Raw genomic sequence first — 16,573 nt, forward strand, 5'->3', positions numbered from 1 at the left:
TCATGAGCACGCCCCAACTCATTCGCGGCTACGAGGTCGTCATCGGCATCGAGACGCACGCGCAGCTTTCCACGCAGAGCAAGATCTTCAGCGGCTCGTCGACCGCGTTCGGCGCGGCGCCGAACACGCAGGCCTCGCCGGTCGACCTGGCACTGCCGGGCACCTTGCCGGTGATGAACCGCGGCGCGGTCGAGCGCGCGATCCGCTTCGGCCTGGCGGTCGGCGCGAAGGTCGCGCCGCTGTCGATCTTCGCGCGCAAGAACTACTTCTACCCCGATCTGCCGAAGGGCTACCAGATCAGCCAGTACGAGACGCCGGTGGTGCAGGGCGGCTCGGTGGAGTTCTTCGTCGATGGTCCGCAAGGAGAAAAGGCGAAGCACAAGGTCAACCTGACCCGCGCCCACCTCGAGGAGGACGCCGGCAAGTCGCTGCACGAGGACTACCAGGGCCAGAGCGGCATCGACCTGAACCGCGCCGGCACGCCGCTGCTCGAGATCGTCACCGAGCCCGACATGCGTTCGAGCCGCGAGGCGGTCGAGTACGCGCGCACGCTGCATCGGCTCGTGACCTGGATCGGCATCTGCGACGGCAACATGCAGGAAGGCTCGTTCCGCTGCGACGCGAACGTCTCGGTGCGGCGCCCCGGCGCGCCGTTCGGCACGCGCCGCGAGATCAAGAACCTGAACAGCTTCAAGTTCATGCAGCAGGCGATCGACTACGAAGTGCAGTGGCAGATCGACCTGCTCGAAGACGGCGGCGCCGTGCGCCAGGCGACCGTGCTGTTCGACCCCGACAGCGGCGAGACCCGCGCGATGCGCAGCAAGGAAGACGCGCACGACTACCGCTACTTCCCCGACCCCGACCTGCCGCCGCTCGTGATTCACGCCGACTGGATCGAGCGCGTGCGCGCCGAACTGCCCGAGCTGCCGCGCCCGATGGCGGCGCGCTTCGAGCGCGACTACGCACTGCCCGCCTACGACGCGACGCTGATGACGCAGACGCAGGAGTTCGCCGCGTACTTCGAGACCGCGGCGAAGGCGAGCGGCCAGCCGAAGCTGGTCGCGAACTGGCTGATGGGCGAGTTGTCGCGTCGCCTGAACGCCAGAGACCTCACGATCGCGGCGAGCCCGGTCGCCGCCACGGCGCTCGCCGCGATGGTTGCGCGCATCGCCGACGGCACGATCTCGAACAACGGCGCGAAGCAGGTGTTCGACGCGCTGTGGACCGGCGAGACGCAGGATGTCGACGCGCTGATCGAGACGCTGGGCCTGAAGCAGATGAGCGACGACGGCGAGCTCTCCGCGATCGTCGACACGGTGCTCGCGGCGAACCCGAAGTCGGTCGAGGAGTTCCGCGCCGGCAAGGACAAGGCGTTCAACGCGCTCGTCGGTCAGGCGATGAAGGCCACCAAAGGCAAGGGCAACCCGTCGCAGATCAGCGCGTTGCTGAAGCAGAAGCTCGGGTGACGAGGCACCGGCCGCGGCCGGGCTGATCCGCTACTTCTTGCGCGACGCCGAGGCGGCCGGCGCGACGCCGGCGAGGATGCCGAGCGAACCAGGCTGCGCGCCGCTCCACAGCTTCTTCAGGCGCTCGAGCTCGGCGTCGTAGAGCAGGTCGATGCGCAGCGCTTCGACCTGCTGGTTCTGCATCAGCGACTTCTGCGCTTCGACCGATGCGTCGTTCGCGTCGAGCGCGAGCCGCAGCTTCAGCGGCAGCGTCTTGCCGACGTAGAACTCGGCCTCGTCGGTCAGCGGCTTGCGCTCGGTCGCCAGCGCCGCCATCCGCGCTTCGGACAAGCGCAGTGCCTTGCGCAGGTCTTCGAGCGCGAGTTCGCGCGCCTTGCGGTGCGCCGCCTCGGTCGGGTAGCGTGCGAGCAGGTTGCGGTCACGTCGCACCGCCTCCTGCTGGCGCGCGCGCTCGGCCGCGGCGTCGCGTTCGCGCGCCTCGGCATCGCCACGCTCGGTGGCGGTCAGGGTCGGCGGGACGATGCTGCGCACCGAACCGTCGGCGTTCAGCACGCGCTGCTCGCGCGCACTGCATTCGGCGATCGGCCGATCGGAGGTCAGCCGCTTGCCCGTCGCATCGATGCAGGTGTAGATCGCCGCCTTGCCGACGCTCTGCGCGAACGCGGCGCTGCCGACGAAGAGGGCCAGCGCCGCGGCGGCGCGTGCGCATGCGATCGGCACAGCGGTCAGGGAGCGCATCTTCAGGTCAGACTCCGTAGCGTTCGCGGTAGGCGCCGACGCGTGCGAAGTGGGCCTTCAGCGCCGGGTCGGCATTCGATTGCAGATACTGCAGCAAGTCGGTGAGCGTCGCAATCGAGATCACCTGCAGGCCGTAGTCGCGTGTGAAGTCTTCAACGGCGGAGTGGGCCGACAGGTTGGCATCGGCGCCGCCGCGCTCCATGCGATCGAGCGCGATCAGCACCGCGGCCGGCGTGCCGCCGGCCGCGCGCAGCAGCTCGACCGATTCGCGCTTCGAGGCGCCATCGGTGATCACGTCGTCGACGATCACGACGCGACCCGCGATCTTCGCGCCGACCAGCGTGCCACCCTCGCCATGCGCCTTCGCTTCCTTGCGGTTGAACGCGAACGGCACGTTGCGGCCCAGGCCCGCGAGCGCGACGGCCGACGCCGCCGCCAGCGTGATGCCCTTGTACGCGGGGCCGAACAGCATGTCGAATTCGCACCCCGACGCGAGCAGGCGCCGCGCATAGAATTCCGCGAGTCGCGCCAGCTTGGCGCCATCGTCGAACAAGGCCGAGTTGAAGAAGTAGGGCGAAAGCCGGCCGGCCTTGGTCTTGAATTCACCGAAGCGCAGCACGCCGGCCTCGACCGCGAACTTCACGAAGTCCTGGGCGAGCGCATCGTGCGTTGCGCTGGTGTTCGTGCCATTGCTCATCCGAAGGTGCCTCGTGTTCCGTCTTGTCTCGCTGAATCTGAACGGCATCCGCTCGGCCGCCAACAAGGGCTTCGAGGCCTGGGCCGAGGGGGTGGCCGCCGATTGTATGGGGGTGCAGGAGGTGAAGGCCCAGGCCGACACGGTGGTCGGCCGGTTCGAGACGGTCGCGGGCATGAACGGCCACTTCCACTATGCCGACAAGAAGGGCTACTCGGGCGTCGGGCTGTACTCGCGCAACCAACCCGCCGAAGTGGTGCTCGGCATCGGCGACCCGGAGTTCGATGCCGAAGGCCGCTATGTCGAGGCGCGTTTCGACACGCCCGGGCTGTCGAGGTCGGGCAAGCTCAGCATCGTCAGCTGCTACTTCCCGAGCGGCTCCAGCGGCGAGCTGCGTCAGGCCGCGAAGTACCGCTTCCTGGCGCTGATGGCGCCGCACCTGAAGGCGTTGATCGCGCAGCGCGAGCTGATCCTCGTCGGCGACATCAACATCGCCCACAAGGAGATCGACCTGAAGAACTGGCGCGGCAATCAGAAGAACAGCGGCTTCCTGCCCGAAGAGCGCGCCTGGATGACGAGCCTGCTCGAGGAGATCGGCCTGGTCGACGTGTTCCGAACGCTGAACCCGCATCCCGAGCAATACACCTGGTGGAGCAACCGCGGCCAGGCCTGGGCGAAGAACGTCGGCTGGCGGCTCGACTACCACCTCGCGACCCCGGCGATCGCGCGCCGCGCGAAGGCCGAGCACATCTACCTCGAGCAGCGCTTCAGCGACCATGCGCCGCTCGTGATCGACTACGACTTCACGCTCTGAGCCGCGACCGTCGGCGCTTCGGCGTGCCGGCGCGCAGCGCCTCGAGTTGCTGTTCGAGCAGCGGTGCAAGCGTTTCGCGCAGCATCGCCTCGCGTCCGCCGGGCGGCGCGAAGCGGTCGAACTGGCCGGCCAGCGCGAGGTGCGCGAATCCGTGCACGACCGACCAGATCGAGAGCAGCGCGTTCCATTGCGCGGGCGCCAGCGGGGCCGGAGGCGGCGCGCGACACAGGTCGCGCACGCCGTGCTCGAGCGCCATGAAGGCGGCGTTCGCGCTGCGTTCGAGCGCTTCGTCCGTGTGCGGGCCGTAGCGGAACATCAGGCCGAAGCGGCCGGGGTAGCGCAACGCGAAACCGACATAGCCGACGCCTTGCTCGCGCAGCCGCGCCACCGGGTCGGCGCCGCCGCGTGAATTGCCGGCTTCGAGCGCCGCCGTGAGGCCGTCGAACGCCAGCGTCGCCACCGCCGCGAGCAACCCGGCGGCATCGCCGAAGTGATGCGCAGGCGCCGCCGGCGACACGCCGGAACGGCGCGCGACCTCGCGCAGCGAGAAGCCCTCGATGCCGCGCTCGGCCAGCACCGCTTCGGCGGCCTCGATCAGCGCCTCGCGCAGTGCGCCGTGGTGGTAGGTGCGACGCGGCGCGGCGACGACAGCGGTCGCAGAAGAACGTGTGGCGGGCTTGGGCTTCGGCATGGGGTCGGCGGCGGCAGGGCCCTGAACTTGACAGTGTCCAAATCATAGCTTATCGTGCATCTGAACGCCGTTTAGATTCGCCCCGCCCGGAGAGATGCGATGCCCTTGCTTGCTGCCCCCACGCCGGACCTGATCTTCTCGCTGTCCAACGGACTGGCCGCCGCCGCATGGCTCGCGTTGGCCGTGTCGCCGCACGGCACGCGCTGGGCGCCGCAGGTTCGCCGGCTGGCCGGGCGGGCCGTGCCGCTTCTCTTCGCGGCGGTCTACGTGGCGCTGTTCGCCGCCAGCGGCATGGGCGACGGCGGCTACGGCTCGATCGCCGCGGTGCAGCGCCTGATGGCCGTGCCGGCGCTGCTCACGGCCGGCTGGCTGCACTACCTCGCGTTCGATCTCTTTGTCGGCGCCTGGATCGCCGAGCGTGCCGGCGCGCTCGGCCTGCCGCACCTGCTGGTGCTGCCGCTGCTGGCACTGACCTTCATGTTCGGCCCGGCTGGCCTGTTGGGCTTCGCGGTGCTGCGCCAGCTGTGGCGGCTGCGCGATCCCAAGCCGGTACTCGCCTGAAGCGCGGTCGACCCTCGACGAAACGGAACCCGTCATGAACACCCTGACCTTCGCGCCGGGCCGTCCGGCCCGTGCCTCCAGCTTCGTGCCGCCGCGCGATTGGCCGGCCGAGTTGCTGGCCCGCGAACGCCGGCTCGCGCTCTACGGCGCCGTGCTGCTCGCGCTGCTGCTGCCGATGGCGCTCGCGTGGAGCCTGGACGGCCGCATGCTGCGCGACGCCAATGTCTGGATCAAGCCGATGAAGTTCGCGATGTCCATTGCGCTGCTGGCGCTGACGACGAGCTGGTTCATCGGTCACCTGCCGACCGAGCGGCGCGCGAGTCGCGCGATCGACCGGATCGTCTGGCTGGTGATCGGCGCCGGCAGCTTCGAGCTCGCCTACATCACGCTGCAAGCCGCGCTGGGCCAGGGCTCGCACTACAACGTCGGCGACGCGCCGCACGCGACGATGTACACGCTGATGGGCATCGGTGCGCTCGTGCTCCCCGCGACGCAGCCGATGCTCGCGTGGCAGTTGCTGCGGCATCCCGATCCGAGCCTGCCGGTGGCCTATCGGCAAGCTGTATCGATCGGCCTCGTGCTGACCTTCGTGTTCGGCGCCGGTGCCGGCGGGTTGCTGTCCGCGCTGCAGCCGCCGAGCGGCGGCCCGGAGCTGCCGCTGTTCGGCTGGTCGCTCGGCGGCGGCGATCTGCGCCCGGCGCACTTCGTCGGCGTGCATGCCGAGCAGTTGCTGCCGATCGCCGGCTTCGTCGCCGCGACGTTTCGCGCGGCGCGTGCGCAGGCGCTGGTGTGGGCCTCGGCGCTGTCCTATGCGCTGCTCTTCGCGGCACTGGTTGCATGGGGTCTGATCGGGCGCTACTGACGCGGGGCACTGCCCGCGGCAGCCGATGTGCTTCGAGCAGAATGCAGGTGATCCTGTCCCGCCCGGACCTGCAACGGAATCCACCATGCCCCTCGAAGTGATCGAACTCGAAACCGCGCCGAACCCGAGCGCCAGCATCATCGTTCTGCACGGCCTCGGCGCAGACGGCAACGACTTCGTGCCGATCGCGCAGGAGCTCGAACTGTCGAGCGTCGGCCCGGTGCGTTTCATCTTCCCGCACGGCCCGACGCGGCCCGTCACGATCAACGGCGGCTACGTGATGCGGGCCTGGTATGACATCCTCGGTGCCGAGCTCGGCCCGGGCGGCATGAAACGCGAAGACGAAGCCGGGCTGCGCGAGTCGCAGGCGCTGGTCGAGGCGTTGATCGCGAACGAGCGCGCGCGCGGCATCGCGGCGTCGCGCATCGTGCTGGCCGGGTTCTCGCAAGGCTGCGCGATGGCCCTGATGACCGGGCTGCGCCATCGCGAGCGGCTCGCCGGCGTACTGGGGATGTCGGGCTACCTGCCGCTGGCGGCGCTGGCCGCCGCCGAGCGCAGCGCCGCGAACGCCGACCTGCCGATCTTCCAGGCCCACGGCACGGCCGACCCGGTGATCCCGATCGCGCGCGCGATCCAGTCGCGCGACGCGCTGATCGCGCTCGGCCACCCGGTCGAGTGGCATGCGTACCCGATGCCGCACTCGGTGTGCCCGCAGGAGATCGTCGACATGAACCACTGGCTGCTCCAGGTGCTCGCCTGAGCGCCAGCGGTAAATAAGTCACAAGCGCGCACGGGCATATTCACGCCCCGCCGAGGCGCGCGTTACCTACGCTTGATTCAACCGCCGCTGCAGGCGGACGATCAAACGGAGGAAGTCCATGTTCGATGTTTCGCGTCTCACCGAAAGCGGAGCCGGCGTCTACCGCGGCCCCGAACGCCGCAGCGCGCCGACCCACGCACGGCACTGGCTCGCAGCCACGCTCGACGAGATCGACTACGGGATGCTGCTGCTCACCGACGAGGTGCACGCGATCCACGTGAACCATGCGGCGCGCGCCGAACTCGACGCGGCGCACCCGCTGCAGCTGCTCGGCCGCGAACTGCGCGCGCGCCGCCCGCAAGATGTGCTGCCGCTCGCCGATGCGCTGCACGGCGCGGCGCGGCGCGGCCTGCGCAAGCTGCTGACGCTCGGCGAAGGTGCGCAACGGGTCAGCGTCTCGATCGTGCCGCTCGCGCTGCCCGACGACGCGCGCGAACCGGTGACCTTGGTGATGCTCGGCAAGCGCCAGGTCTGCGAGGTGCTCTCGGTGCAGGGCTTCGCACACTGCCACGGCCTGACCGCGGCCGAAACGCGCGTGCTCGATGCGCTGTGCCGCGGCGTGCCGCCGACCGAGATCGCCGCCCGGGTCGGGGTCGCGATCTCGACGGTGCGCACGCAGATCGGCAACATCCGCATCAAGACCGGCGCCGAGAACATCCGTGCGCTGGTGCGGCAGGTGGCCGTGCTGCCGCCGCTGATGGGGGTGCTGCGCGGGGTGGCCGGCGCGGTGGCCGCGCCGAGCGAGCTGCGCGATCGTCTCGCCGCCTGACGACCGCCGCGCGCTGCGGCTAGCATCGGCAACGCGGCTGCGCCCATCTTCGGGCCGGCCGCGTTCCGAATGGCCTTGCCGAAGAACCCGCCGCTCGACCCGCTCGCCGTGCTGCCAGATCCGCTGCGCCGCCTCGCGCAACGCGGCGAACTGAAGCGCTTCCGCAAGGGACACCGCCTGATCGACGAAGGCGAGTACGGCGACACGATCTTCATCATCCTCGCCGGCCGCGTCCGCGTATTCGGCAGCGGCCGCAGCGACAGCAACAACCGCGATCGCGAGATCACCTACGGCACCTACGGTGTCGGCGAGTACATCGGAGAGATCAGCCTCGACGGCGGGCCGCGCTCGGCGAGCGTCGAGGCGCTCGAGCCCTGCGAGTGCGCGGTCGTGACCCGGCAGACGCTGCTGCAGCACATCGCCGAGCACCCCGAGTTCGCGTTCGACCTGCTCGCGAAGGTGATCCGCCGCGCGCGCGCCGCGACGCTCAGCGCGAAGCAGCTCGCGCTGAACGACGTGTACGGCCGCCTGACGCTGCTGCTGAACGAGCTCGCGACGGCGCAGCCCGACGGCACGCGCCTGATCGCCGAGCGCCTGACGCACCAGGAGATGGCGAACCGACTCGGCTGCTCGCGCGAGATGGTGAGCCGCCTCGTGAAGGACCTGGAAGGCAGCTACCTCAGCGTCGACGCCGGCCGCTATCGGCTGCTGCGGCCGTTGCCGTCGCGCTGGTAGCGCGCGCTCGGCCTGTCACGAGCCGCGCGGCGGGTCGAAGCGCTGCGGCGGCTTGATCGCCCGCGCATACAGCGGCTGCACCTTCGGCAGGTTCAGCTCGATGTCGCGGATGCGCGTCGGCCCGGACGGATGCGTCGAGAGCCACTGCGGCGGCGCGCCCTGGCTCGCGCGCGCCATCTTCTGCCACAGCGTCACGCCCGCATGCGGGTCGTAGCCGGCGCGCGCCGCGAGTTCCATGCCGACCAGGTCGGCCTCGGATTCATCGCCGCGGCCCCAGCTCAGCGACAGCAGCTGGCCGCCCAGCCCGGCGAAAAGGCGGCCGGTGTTGCCGAGGCCGAAGAGCGCCGCGCCGAGTTCGATCGCGCCGCGCGTCGCGGCGTCCTTGCCGATGCGCTCGCGCGCGTGCTCGCGCAACGCATGCGTCATCTCGTGGCCGAGCACCATCGCGACCTCGTCGTCGGTCAGCCTGAGCTTGTCGAGGATGCCGGTGAAGAACGCGATCTTGCCGCCCGGCATGCAGAAGGCGTTGACCTGCGGGCTGTCGATCAGGTTCACTTCCCAGCGCCACTGGCGCGCGCGCTCGTTCCATTCGTGGCTGAACGGGATCAGCCGCTGCGCGATCGCACGCAGCCGCGTCAGCTGCGCGCTGCCCGGCCCGGCGAGCGCGCCCTTGGCCGCCGCCTGCTGCAGCAGCTGGCGATAGTTCTGCTGCGCAGCCTGCTCGATCTGCCCCGCCGGCACCAGACCGGTCGCGAACGATTTCGGCCCGACCTCGACGCCCTCGCGCGCCCAGCCCGGCAGCGCGAGCAGCGTGCCGCCGGCGAGCAGCGCGCCGCCGAACAGCCGGCGCGCGTGCAGCGCGCAGGCGCAGCCGGTGTGATGCCGCAGCGGGATGGCGTCGTCGTTCATCGCGTCGTGTGGATCGTGCGTGAGTGGCGGAGTTCAGCCATCGATCGCGCTCGCCGGCGCATCCGGATCGTGCTCGAGCGCGCGCACGGTCGCGCGCATCCACCACAGCATCAGCAGCGCCGGCACCGCCATCAAGGTCGAGACGATGAAGAACGCGGGCCAGCCGATCGACTCGGCCAGCACGCCCGCGAGCGGGCCGACCCAGACGCGCCCGACCGACGCGAACGCGCTGAGCAGCGCGAACTGCGTTGCGGTGAAGCGCTGGTTGCACAGGCTCATCAGGAACGCGAGGAACGCGGCCGTGCCCATGCCGCCCGAGAGGTTCTCGCCGGCGACCGCGAACAGCAGCCCGCCGTCGACGTCGGTCGCCTGCGCGAGCTTGACGAAGCCCCAGTCGAAGGCCGGAATCGTCAGCCCCGGCAACGCGCCGCGGCCGTTCACCGCGAGCCACCAGAAGCACAGGATGCCGAGCATCTGGAAGATGCCGAAGTACATCAGCGCGCGCCACAGGCCGATGCGCAGCATCAGCGCGCCGCCGAGCAGCGCACCGCCGATCGTCAGCCACAGGCCGATGACCTTGTTGACGACGCCGACCTCGGCGATGCTGAAGTGCATCGCCTGCAGCAGGAACGGCGTGACCAGCGACAGCGAGAACGCATCGCCGAGCTTGTAGAGCACGACGAAGGCGAGGAACGCGGCCGCGCCGGGCTGCGCGAAGTAGCTCGAGAGACCGCCGAGCAGCGTCTCGAAGCGCGCCGCACGCGCGGCCCACGCGGCCAGCGGCAGCGTCAGCGCGATGCCGAGCAGCAGCGCGAGCAGGTCCACCCACTTGCCCTGCAGCGCAGGCGCCAGGCTGCCGCCGGCGAGCAGCGGGCCCAGCAATGCCTGCGCGATCGGCCGCGCGAAGTGGTTGCTGGCGACGACGCCGAGCGCGACCGCGACAAGCACCGCGACGAAGCCGATCAGGTCGCGCCGCGCGACGCTCGTCGGCAGCTCGACGACCTTGAGCTTCGGCAACGCGAACGCCGACAGCAGCGCCGCGCCAACCATCAGCCCGGCCATGAAGCGATAGACCTCGGGCCAGGTCCACGCGCCGCCGCCCTGCGCCGGATCGACCCAGATGAACGCGACGCCGCCCGACAGGATCATCGCCAGCCGGTAGCCCAGCACCAGCGACGACGAGCCGAGCCCGCGCTCGCTGGCCGGCAGCAGGTTCGTCCGGTAGGCATCGATCACGATGTCCTGCGACGCCGAGATGAACGCGACCAGCACCGCGATCAGCGCGAACGCGCGCGTCGCGCCCGTTGGCGAGGTCGCGGCCATCCACCACAGCGCACCGGCCAGCAGCAGCTGCGTCAGCACCAGCCAGCCGCGGCGCCGGCCGAGCCAGGGCAGCTCGAAGCGATCCATCAGCGGCGCCCACAGGAACTTGAAGGTGTAGGGCAGGCCGACCAGGCTCAGGAAGCCGATCGTCGCGATGTCGACGCCCGAGACGCTGAGCCAGGCCTGCATCGCCTGCCCGGTCAGCGCAAGCGGCAGGCCGGAGGCGAAGCCGAGCACGGTGACCACGACGAGCCGATACAGGGCGGCGGCGCTGAAGCGCGAAGACGTGGCGAGGGTGGGAATGGCGTTCAAGACGGAGCCGGTGGCGAAGACCGGGTAGCTTATGCGACGCCGGCGCCCCGAAGGGCACCGGCGCTTCGCGTCGCGTTACGGCCCGTTGGAGATGATCGGGTCGAGAATCAGCGGCGCGCCACCACCAACCGGCAACACGGTCGCGGTGTACTTGAAGGTGCCGGCCTTGCTGTTGTGATTGAAGAGCATGGCCGTCGTGTTGTTCGGCGGCAGTGTTCTCGACGGGGTCGGGAACTCGGTGCCGGGGTTGGCCACGACGATCGCGGTGCCGTCGGTCGGGAACACGTAGCCGTCGGTCTGCAACACGAAGGTCAGCTCGACGTTGCGACCGTTGGCCGGCAGCGGGTCCGGCGTACAGGCGATCTTCTTGTGGGTGTCGACCGTGACGATCACCTGATTGGGTTGGCTGGTTTGTGGCATTGGGCTTTCTCTGGGCTCATGGATGGACCGGCACCGCCCCCGTTGCAGTGGCCAGTCGTTGGCGGAGATCGGCGTATGCGGGGTGCCGATAGGGGGAAGCTTCGATGAGTGCGGCCAGCGCGCGCGCGGGTTCGATCGCGCCGAGCCGCAGCTGCGCCTGCGCAAGCAGCGTCATCGCCGGCAGTTCGCCGCTGGCCGCGGGCGCTTGCAGGCGCTGCGCCGCAGCCTGCCAGAGCTCGCGCGCTGCGGCGGGTCGCGCGTCGCGCGCGCGCAGGTCGCCGAGCGCCAATTCGGCGGCCGCAGCGATGCGGATCTGATCGGCGTCCAGCGGCTTGCCGCTCGCCACCGCGCTGCGCACCGTCGCCAGCAAGGCCTCGAACTCGGGCTCCAGCGGCGCCTGCGGCTCGGCCGCCGCGAGCCGCTGCAGCAGCACGCTTCCAGCGAGCGCGATGCTCCACTTGTTGCGTGTCGCGTCGGCCGCGAGCAGCCGCGCGGTGTCGGCTGCGGCGCGGTCCAGCGTGGCCGCGGCGGCGGCGCGCTCACGCAGCGCGAGCTGGATCTCGGCCAGGCTCACGCGCGCGAAGGCCATGTGCGAGAGCACCTCGGCGCTGGCGGCGTCGACCGCGACGAGTGCCTCGGTTTGCGCGAGCGCGTCTTGCGCCGCTTGCGCTGCCAACGTGTAGTGGCCGAGCGCCAGCTGCAGCCGCCCGAGCTCGTAGGCCGCGTTCGCGATCAGGCGCTGGGCGTGGCTGTTCCTGTCGAAATCCGGCAACGCGCGCAGCACGTCGACCTTGGTTCGCTGTGCGTCTGCCGCGGCGTCGAACTGATTCAGTGCTTCGTACGCCTTCGCGATCCAGCCCCAGGTGATGGCGAGTTCCAGACCATGTTCCGGCCGCGCCGCGACGATTCCGACCCAGGCGTCGCGCGCCTCGATGAAGACCTTCAAGGCCTGCGCCGAGCGCGAGCGTTCGAGGTAGACGACGCCGAGGTTCACGCCCGACTGCGCCTGCTCGACGCGCCATTCGAGGTTGTTCGGGTCCAGCCGGACGAGCTGCTGCGCGAGCCCCTGGTACTGGCGGAACGAGGCCTCGGCCTGCGGCAGCTGCCCGCGCTGGCGCGCGACATAGCCGACCCAGTAGACGCTTTGCGCGTGGTCGAAGATGCGCTGCGCGTCGCGCGGTTCGCGCGCCATCAGCTCGGCGGTGCTGTCGGCGGCGCGCTGGAACATGCCGAGCGCCTCGTCGAGGCTGCCGCGCCGTTCGGCGATCTCGCCGATCAGGTGCAGCGCGCGCGCGCGGCGGCCCAGCGAGTCGGCGTCGAGGCGGCCGGCGTCCTGCGCGGCGTAGTAGGCCAGCGCCTGCGTGCCGACCGCGTCGAGCACGTCGAGCCGGCCGACCGGCTGCAGCTTCTTGCGCAAGTCGCCGAGCATGAACTCGATCAGGCCCTCGGCCTGCACGCGCTGGCGCTTCGCCTCCTTCGCCTCCCACAGCGCGACGCCGACGCCGACGGCCAGCGCCGAGACGACGACCACGCCCGCGGCCACGCCGAGGCGGTGGCGTCGGATGAACTTCGCGAGCACATACGGCACCGCGTCGGGGCGCGCGGCGACCGGCTCGTCGTTCAGGTAGCGCCGCAGGTCGTCGGCGAGCTGCGCGGCGTTGGCGTAGCGCTCGGTCGGCGCCTTCTTCAGCGCCCGGGCGACGATGTTGTCGAGGTCGCCGCGCAGCGCGCGCGCGAGCCTGAGCTTGGCCGCCGCCGAGCCGACCGCGGCGTTGCGCAACACCGCGTCGGACAGCCGCTTCGGCTCGACCTCGATCACCGCGCGCATCTGGTCGAGGGTCGTGATGCCCGGCGTCGGATGCGTGCCGCCGAGCAGGACATACAGCAGCACGCCGAGCGCGTAGACATCGGTCGCGGTCGTGACGTCGGCGCCCTGCAGCTGTTCGGGCGCGGCGTACTGCAGCGTGAACGCGCGGCCGACCGCCTGCGTCAGCTCGGTCGCGGCGGCCGGCACGCCGGCATCGTCGAGCAGCTTCGCGATGCCGAAGTCGAGCAGCTTGACCTCGCCGCCGGCGGTGACGAGGATGTTCGTCGGCTTCAGGTCGCGGTGCAGGATCAGCCGGTTGTGCGCATGCGCCACCGCGGCCAGCACATCGAGGAACAGGCGCACGCGGGCCGGCAGGCCGAGCGCGTTCTGATCGCAGTAGCGGTCGATCGTCAGCCCGTCGATGTACTCGAGCACGAGGTAGGGCTGCGCGCCGCCGGCCGCCACGCCCGCATCGAGCAGGCGCGCGATGTTCGGGTGCGCGAGCCGCGCCAGGATGCTGCCCTCGCGCGCGAAGCGCTCGGGGCCGCCGCGCGTCACCAGCCCGGCGTTCAGGAACTTGATCGCGACGAAGCCTTCGAAGCGGCCGTCGGTGCGGCGCGCGAGCCACACGCTGCCCATGCCGCCCTGGCCGAGCTCGCGCTCGACCGTGTAGGCGCCGACGATCTGGCCGGCCATGCTCGCTTCGCGCAGCAGCAGCGCCGGGCGTTCGAGAAAGGTGTCGCGGTCCGGGCCGCCGAGTTGGCCGAGCAGCGCATCGAGGTCGTCGGCGAGCGGCGCGTCTTCGGCGCGCAGCGCGGCGAGGCGCTGCGCGCGCGCAGCGCCCTCGAGATCGAGGATCTCGTCGAGCAGCGGGCTCAGCCGCAGCCATCGGGCCTTGTCGATCGAGCGCATCAGCGCAGCGCCATCGACAGGAACATGCGCGCCTTCTGCCAGTCGCGCTGCACGGTGCGCTCGGTCACGCCGAGGCACTCGGCGATCTCGCCTTCGGTCAGGCCGCCGAAATAGCGCATCTCGACGAGCCGGCCGAGCCGCTCGTCGACCGCGGCGAGTTCGTCCAGCGCTTCGTGGACGCGCAGGATCTCGTCTTCCTCCACCGCGAGCGAGTCGCCGATCGCGGTGTTCAGCGTCACCTGCAGCCCGCCGCCGCGCCGGTCGGCCTGGGCGGCGCGCGCGATGTCGATCACGATCGTGCGCATGGCCTTCGCCGCGTAGGCGAGAAAGTGCTTGCGGTCGGCGAAGTCGGGCTTGCCCGCCTGCTGGATGCGCAGATACGACTCGTGCACGAGCGACGTGGTGTCGAGCAGCGTCATGTCGCCGGAACGCCGCAGCCGGCTGCGCGCCAGCCGGTGCAGCTCGGCATACAGCAGCGAGACGACCCGGCCGGCGGCCTGGTCGTCGCCGGACTTGGCAGCCTGCAGAAGCGTCGTGATCTCGGTCATGTTGGCTCAGGGGTTGGGCCGGCGGCGCGGCTGACGCGCGATTGTCGGGTTTCGCGGGCGCATTCCGTATTCCTCAATGAAGGGACGAGACGCAGGGCCGCCAGGCGCGCCCGCGTTCCGCCCATCGGCCCACGACACGCACCGATTGGACGACCCGCCATGCCCGACCCAGCGTTCCAGCCCCTCGCCGTTCTCGCGCTGCCCAAGCCCGCCGCCAAAGCGAGGGCAGTGCCGGCGACCAGCCTGCCCGAGCATGCCCCGTTCGGGCCGATCGTCGACCGGCAGCTGGCCGCGTGCCGGCGCAACGGGACCACGCTGGTCGTGCTGTCGATCGGTCTGGCCGGGCTCGAGGCCGTCCGGGAATGCCACGGCCACGCGGTCGAGAGCCAGCTGCTGCAAGCGATCTGGAACCGGCTCGTGACCCGGCTGCGCGGCTCGGACATCGCCGTGCGTGCCGGCGGCGCCGAGTTCGGCGCAATCCTGCTGAACGCCGGCGCGGCGATCGCGGCGCTCGTCGATGCGCGGCTCTCCGAAGAGCTCTGCGAGCCCTACGGGATCGGCGCGCGGGAGATCGTGATCTCGGTCCGCACCGGGGTCGCGGTCTATCCGCAAGCCGGCAACACCGGCGAGGCGCTGGTGCAGGCCGCCATCCGGGCGAGGATGGGCGAGACGAAGCTCGGCTGAGCGGCGGCGCGCGGCGCGATCCGGATGCGGCCGCGCCGGCAGCGGGATCGCGATCGTCGTCATCCGATGATTGTCGGCGAAGCGTCGGGCAGCCAGCCCGCTCAGCGTGCCGGCGTCTCGCCCTGCCGGTAGATCGCCTCGGCCAGCGCCAGCAAGCGCTCGCGCGGCAGCGCGCCGACCAGCGCGTAGCCGCACGGTCCGCCGTGCGGGCTCGCGCCTTCGACCCAGTAGAACAGGCCGAGCTCGCCCTGCTGCTCGTAGCGAAACGCGGCCGGCGTGTCGCGCTCGGGCTTGCGCAGGTAGACCGTCACGCGCACCGGCTTCGCGTCGGCGCCCGAGGCGCCGGGCAGCGCGACCGCCTGGTACATCAGCTGCGCGCTGGGCCCGGCCGCATCGGGAAGCAGCCGACCGCCGACGAGCTCGAAGCCCTGCGCGCGCAGGTCGAACAGCTTCACCGGCACGTCGAGCCGTTTCGTCAGCCAGCGGCTCAGGTGCTCTTCCTGCGCCTTCACCTCGACCGGGTGCCGCACCTCGGGCACGTAGACCGCATGCGCGACCGCCGCACGCTGGACCCACGCCGGCTCGGCCGCCGCGGCGACGAGTGCAGGCGGCGCCTGGGTGCGCCACACGAGCCCGGCGCCGAGCACGCCGCCGAGCGCGAACACCGCGAGCGCCGCAGCCCAGCGCTGCCAGCCCGCATCGCGCCACGCGGCGTGCGTCGGCCGCTTGCGCCACAGCACCTGTTCGAGTACCGCCGGCACCGGCTCGTCGAGCACGCCGGCGAGCTGCGTGCGCATCAGCTCGCGATCGGCGGCCCACAGGCGAACGCGCGCCGCGAGCTCGGGGTTCGCCTGCAGCCAGGACTCGACCTCGGCCTGCTGCGGCGGCGTCAGTTCGCCGTCGAGCCAGGCGTGCAGCGTGAGGTCGTCGATCCCGGGATTCATCGCGGTTCCCCTGTCTCGTTCAGACGACCCGGCGCAGCGTCTGCGTCGCCGCCGGCGCGCGCCCGTCGAGCAGCGCGCGCAACGCGACGCGCGCGCGCGAAATGCGCGACATCACGGTGCCGATCGGGATGCGCAGCAGTTCGGCGCACTCGGCATACGACAGCTGCTCGAGCGTGACCAGCAGCAGCGGCTCGCGCTGCTCGAGCGGCAGCCGCTGCAGCGCGCCGACGAGGTCCAGGCGCAGCCCGATGTCGGGCGTCTCGGCGGCGTGGCGTTCGTCGATCGACGCGCCGCGTGCATCGTCACCATGCGGCTCGGCCAGCGGCATGCGCGCGTGGCGGCGGCGGTCGTCCATGTACGCGTTGTGCGCGATGCTGAGGGTCCAGACCAGGATGTCGCGGCGCTGGTCGAACTGGTGCCAATGGGCCAGCGCGCGCTCCAGCGCGGTCTGCACCAGGTCGTCGGCGGCGCTCGCATCGAACACCAGCGAGCGTGCGTAGCGCCGCAGGCGCGGGATCGCGCCGAGCAGCTGCTGACGAAAGGCGGCGGGTGCGTCCACGTCGG

At 71.0% G+C, this 16,573-nt stretch carries 18 protein-coding genes; 8 read left to right on the top strand and 10 right to left on the bottom strand.

What is annotated here, in order from left to right; all coding sequences use genetic code 11:
* Window positions 1-2 precede the first annotated feature (2 nt).
* Window positions 3-1,466 (top strand): Asp-tRNA(Asn)/Glu-tRNA(Gln) amidotransferase subunit GatB, encoded by a 1,464-nt coding sequence (gatB, locus tag AC1DTW_RS23700; RefSeq protein WP_477983858.1) that lies wholly within the window; start codon window positions 3-5, stop codon window positions 1,464-1,466.
* A gap of 30 nt (window positions 1,467-1,496) precedes the next feature.
* On the opposite strand, the gene AC1DTW_RS23705 is transcribed toward gatB, so the two are convergent.
* Window positions 1,497-2,204 (bottom strand): DUF4124 domain-containing protein, encoded by a 708-nt coding sequence (locus tag AC1DTW_RS23705; protein WP_477983859.1) that lies wholly within the window; start codon window positions 2,202-2,204, stop codon window positions 1,497-1,499.
* Between the two features lie 7 nt (window positions 2,205-2,211).
* Window positions 2,212-2,901 carry an orotate phosphoribosyltransferase gene (gene pyrE, locus AC1DTW_RS23710; RefSeq protein WP_477983860.1) on the bottom strand — a complete coding sequence of 230 codons (690 nt, stop codon included), beginning with the start codon at window positions 2,899-2,901 and terminating at the stop codon, window positions 2,212-2,214.
* A gap of 13 nt (window positions 2,902-2,914) precedes the next feature.
* On the opposite strand from pyrE, the gene AC1DTW_RS23715 reads away from it, so the two are divergent.
* Complete coding sequence (locus tag AC1DTW_RS23715; RefSeq protein ID WP_477983861.1) at window positions 2,915-3,712, top strand: exodeoxyribonuclease III; 798 nt, start codon at window positions 2,915-2,917, stop codon at window positions 3,710-3,712.
* On the opposite strand, the gene AC1DTW_RS23720 is transcribed toward AC1DTW_RS23715, so the two are convergent.
* Entirely contained in the window at window positions 3,702-4,403 is a 702-nt protein-coding gene (locus tag AC1DTW_RS23720) for a TetR/AcrR family transcriptional regulator (RefSeq protein WP_477983862.1), read from the bottom strand. The genes AC1DTW_RS23715 and AC1DTW_RS23720 overlap by 11 nt on opposite strands.
* Window positions 4,404-4,502: 99 nt before the next feature.
* Here AC1DTW_RS23720 and AC1DTW_RS23725 point away from each other — a divergent pair, with 99 nt between their 5' ends.
* The 5 genes from AC1DTW_RS23725 (at window position 4,503) to AC1DTW_RS23745 (ending at window position 8,150) form a co-directional block, all read left to right on the top strand.
* Entirely contained in the window at window positions 4,503-4,964 is a 462-nt protein-coding gene (locus AC1DTW_RS23725; protein WP_477983863.1) for an abscisic acid-deficient protein Aba4 family protein, read from the top strand.
* Between the two features lie 34 nt (window positions 4,965-4,998).
* A complete protein-coding gene (locus AC1DTW_RS23730) occupies window positions 4,999-5,826 on the top strand; it encodes a hypothetical protein (RefSeq protein ID WP_477983864.1) in 828 nt (275 codons plus the stop codon).
* 85 nt (window positions 5,827-5,911) lie between these two features.
* Window positions 5,912-6,586 (top strand): alpha/beta hydrolase, encoded by a 675-nt coding sequence (locus tag AC1DTW_RS23735; protein WP_477983865.1) that lies wholly within the window; start codon window positions 5,912-5,914, stop codon window positions 6,584-6,586.
* A 118-nt stretch (window positions 6,587-6,704) separates the two neighbouring features.
* Window positions 6,705-7,415 carry a helix-turn-helix transcriptional regulator gene (locus AC1DTW_RS23740; RefSeq protein ID WP_477983866.1) on the top strand — a complete coding sequence of 237 codons (711 nt, stop codon included), beginning with the start codon at window positions 6,705-6,707 and terminating at the stop codon, window positions 7,413-7,415.
* A 69-nt stretch (window positions 7,416-7,484) separates the two neighbouring features.
* Window positions 7,485-8,150, top strand: coding sequence for a Crp/Fnr family transcriptional regulator (locus AC1DTW_RS23745; protein ID WP_477983867.1), 666 nt, complete (start codon window positions 7,485-7,487; stop codon window positions 8,148-8,150).
* A 15-nt stretch (window positions 8,151-8,165) separates the two neighbouring features.
* On the opposite strand, the gene AC1DTW_RS23750 is transcribed toward AC1DTW_RS23745, so the two are convergent.
* The 5 genes from AC1DTW_RS23750 to AC1DTW_RS23770 form a co-directional block, all read right to left on the bottom strand.
* Window positions 8,166-9,059, bottom strand: a complete 894-nt coding sequence (locus AC1DTW_RS23750) for a M48 family metallopeptidase (protein ID WP_477983868.1) — start codon at window positions 9,057-9,059, stop codon at window positions 8,166-8,168.
* 33 nt (window positions 9,060-9,092) lie between these two features.
* Complete coding sequence (locus tag AC1DTW_RS23755) at window positions 9,093-10,694, bottom strand: AmpG family muropeptide MFS transporter (protein ID WP_477983869.1); 1,602 nt, start codon at window positions 10,692-10,694, stop codon at window positions 9,093-9,095.
* A gap of 75 nt (window positions 10,695-10,769) precedes the next feature.
* Window positions 10,770-11,114, bottom strand: a complete 345-nt coding sequence (locus AC1DTW_RS23760) for a hypothetical protein (protein ID WP_477983870.1) — start codon at window positions 11,112-11,114, stop codon at window positions 10,770-10,772.
* Between the two features lie 16 nt (window positions 11,115-11,130).
* Window positions 11,131-13,833 (bottom strand): protein kinase domain-containing protein, encoded by a 2,703-nt coding sequence (locus tag AC1DTW_RS23765; RefSeq protein ID WP_477983871.1) that lies wholly within the window; start codon window positions 13,831-13,833, stop codon window positions 11,131-11,133.
* Window positions 13,833-14,381 carry an ECF-type sigma factor gene (locus AC1DTW_RS23770; RefSeq protein ID WP_477983872.1) on the bottom strand — a complete coding sequence of 183 codons (549 nt, stop codon included), beginning with the start codon at window positions 14,379-14,381 and terminating at the stop codon, window positions 13,833-13,835. Before AC1DTW_RS23770 ends, AC1DTW_RS23765 begins: the two co-directional genes overlap by 1 nt.
* 159 nt (window positions 14,382-14,540) lie before the next feature.
* On the opposite strand from AC1DTW_RS23770, the gene AC1DTW_RS23775 reads away from it, so the two are divergent.
* Window positions 14,541-15,065, top strand: a complete 525-nt coding sequence (locus tag AC1DTW_RS23775; protein WP_477983873.1) for a GGDEF domain-containing protein — start codon at window positions 14,541-14,543, stop codon at window positions 15,063-15,065.
* 101 nt (window positions 15,066-15,166) lie between these two features.
* Here the strand turns inward: AC1DTW_RS23775 and AC1DTW_RS23780 are convergent, their stop codons facing one another.
* Window positions 15,167-16,009 (bottom strand): anti-sigma factor family protein, encoded by an 843-nt coding sequence (locus AC1DTW_RS23780; RefSeq protein ID WP_477983874.1) that lies wholly within the window; start codon window positions 16,007-16,009, stop codon window positions 15,167-15,169.
* Between the two features lie 19 nt (window positions 16,010-16,028).
* A complete protein-coding gene (locus AC1DTW_RS23785; protein WP_477983875.1) occupies window positions 16,029-16,568 on the bottom strand; it encodes a sigma-70 family RNA polymerase sigma factor in 540 nt (179 codons plus the stop codon).
* Between the last annotated feature and the right edge of the window lie 5 nt (window positions 16,569-16,573).

The organism is Rhizobacter sp. P5_A1 (assembly GCF_056400745.1).

Coding starts and splice junctions, on each gene's coding strand:
- AC1DTW_RS23705 (WP_477983859.1), bottom strand. CDS start 2,204: ATGCGCTCCCTGACCGCTGTGCCGATCGCATGCGCACGCGCCGCCGCG.
- AC1DTW_RS23750 (WP_477983868.1), bottom strand. CDS start 9,059: ATGAACGACGACGCCATCCCGCTGCGGCATCACACCGGCTGCGCCTGC.
- gatB (WP_477983858.1), top strand. CDS start 3: ATGAGCACGCCCCAACTCATTCGCGGCTACGAGGTCGTCATCGGCATC.
- AC1DTW_RS23720 (WP_477983862.1), bottom strand. CDS start 4,403: ATGCCGAAGCCCAAGCCCGCCACACGTTCTTCTGCGACCGCTGTCGTC.
- AC1DTW_RS23765 (WP_477983871.1), bottom strand. CDS start 13,833: ATGCGCTCGATCGACAAGGCCCGATGGCTGCGGCTGAGCCCGCTGCTC.
- AC1DTW_RS23770 (WP_477983872.1), bottom strand. CDS start 14,381: ATGACCGAGATCACGACGCTTCTGCAGGCTGCCAAGTCCGGCGACGAC.
- AC1DTW_RS23760 (WP_477983870.1), bottom strand. CDS start 11,114: ATGCCACAAACCAGCCAACCCAATCAGGTGATCGTCACGGTCGACACC.
- AC1DTW_RS23730 (WP_477983864.1), top strand. CDS start 4,999: ATGAACACCCTGACCTTCGCGCCGGGCCGTCCGGCCCGTGCCTCCAGC.
- AC1DTW_RS23735 (WP_477983865.1), top strand. CDS start 5,912: ATGCCCCTCGAAGTGATCGAACTCGAAACCGCGCCGAACCCGAGCGCC.
- AC1DTW_RS23740 (WP_477983866.1), top strand. CDS start 6,705: ATGTTCGATGTTTCGCGTCTCACCGAAAGCGGAGCCGGCGTCTACCGC.
- AC1DTW_RS23775 (WP_477983873.1), top strand. CDS start 14,541: ATGCCCGACCCAGCGTTCCAGCCCCTCGCCGTTCTCGCGCTGCCCAAG.
- AC1DTW_RS23745 (WP_477983867.1), top strand. CDS start 7,485: ATGGCCTTGCCGAAGAACCCGCCGCTCGACCCGCTCGCCGTGCTGCCA.
- AC1DTW_RS23780 (WP_477983874.1), bottom strand. CDS start 16,009: ATGAATCCCGGGATCGACGACCTCACGCTGCACGCCTGGCTCGACGGC.
- AC1DTW_RS23725 (WP_477983863.1), top strand. CDS start 4,503: ATGCCCTTGCTTGCTGCCCCCACGCCGGACCTGATCTTCTCGCTGTCC.
- pyrE (WP_477983860.1), bottom strand. CDS start 2,901: ATGAGCAATGGCACGAACACCAGCGCAACGCACGATGCGCTCGCCCAG.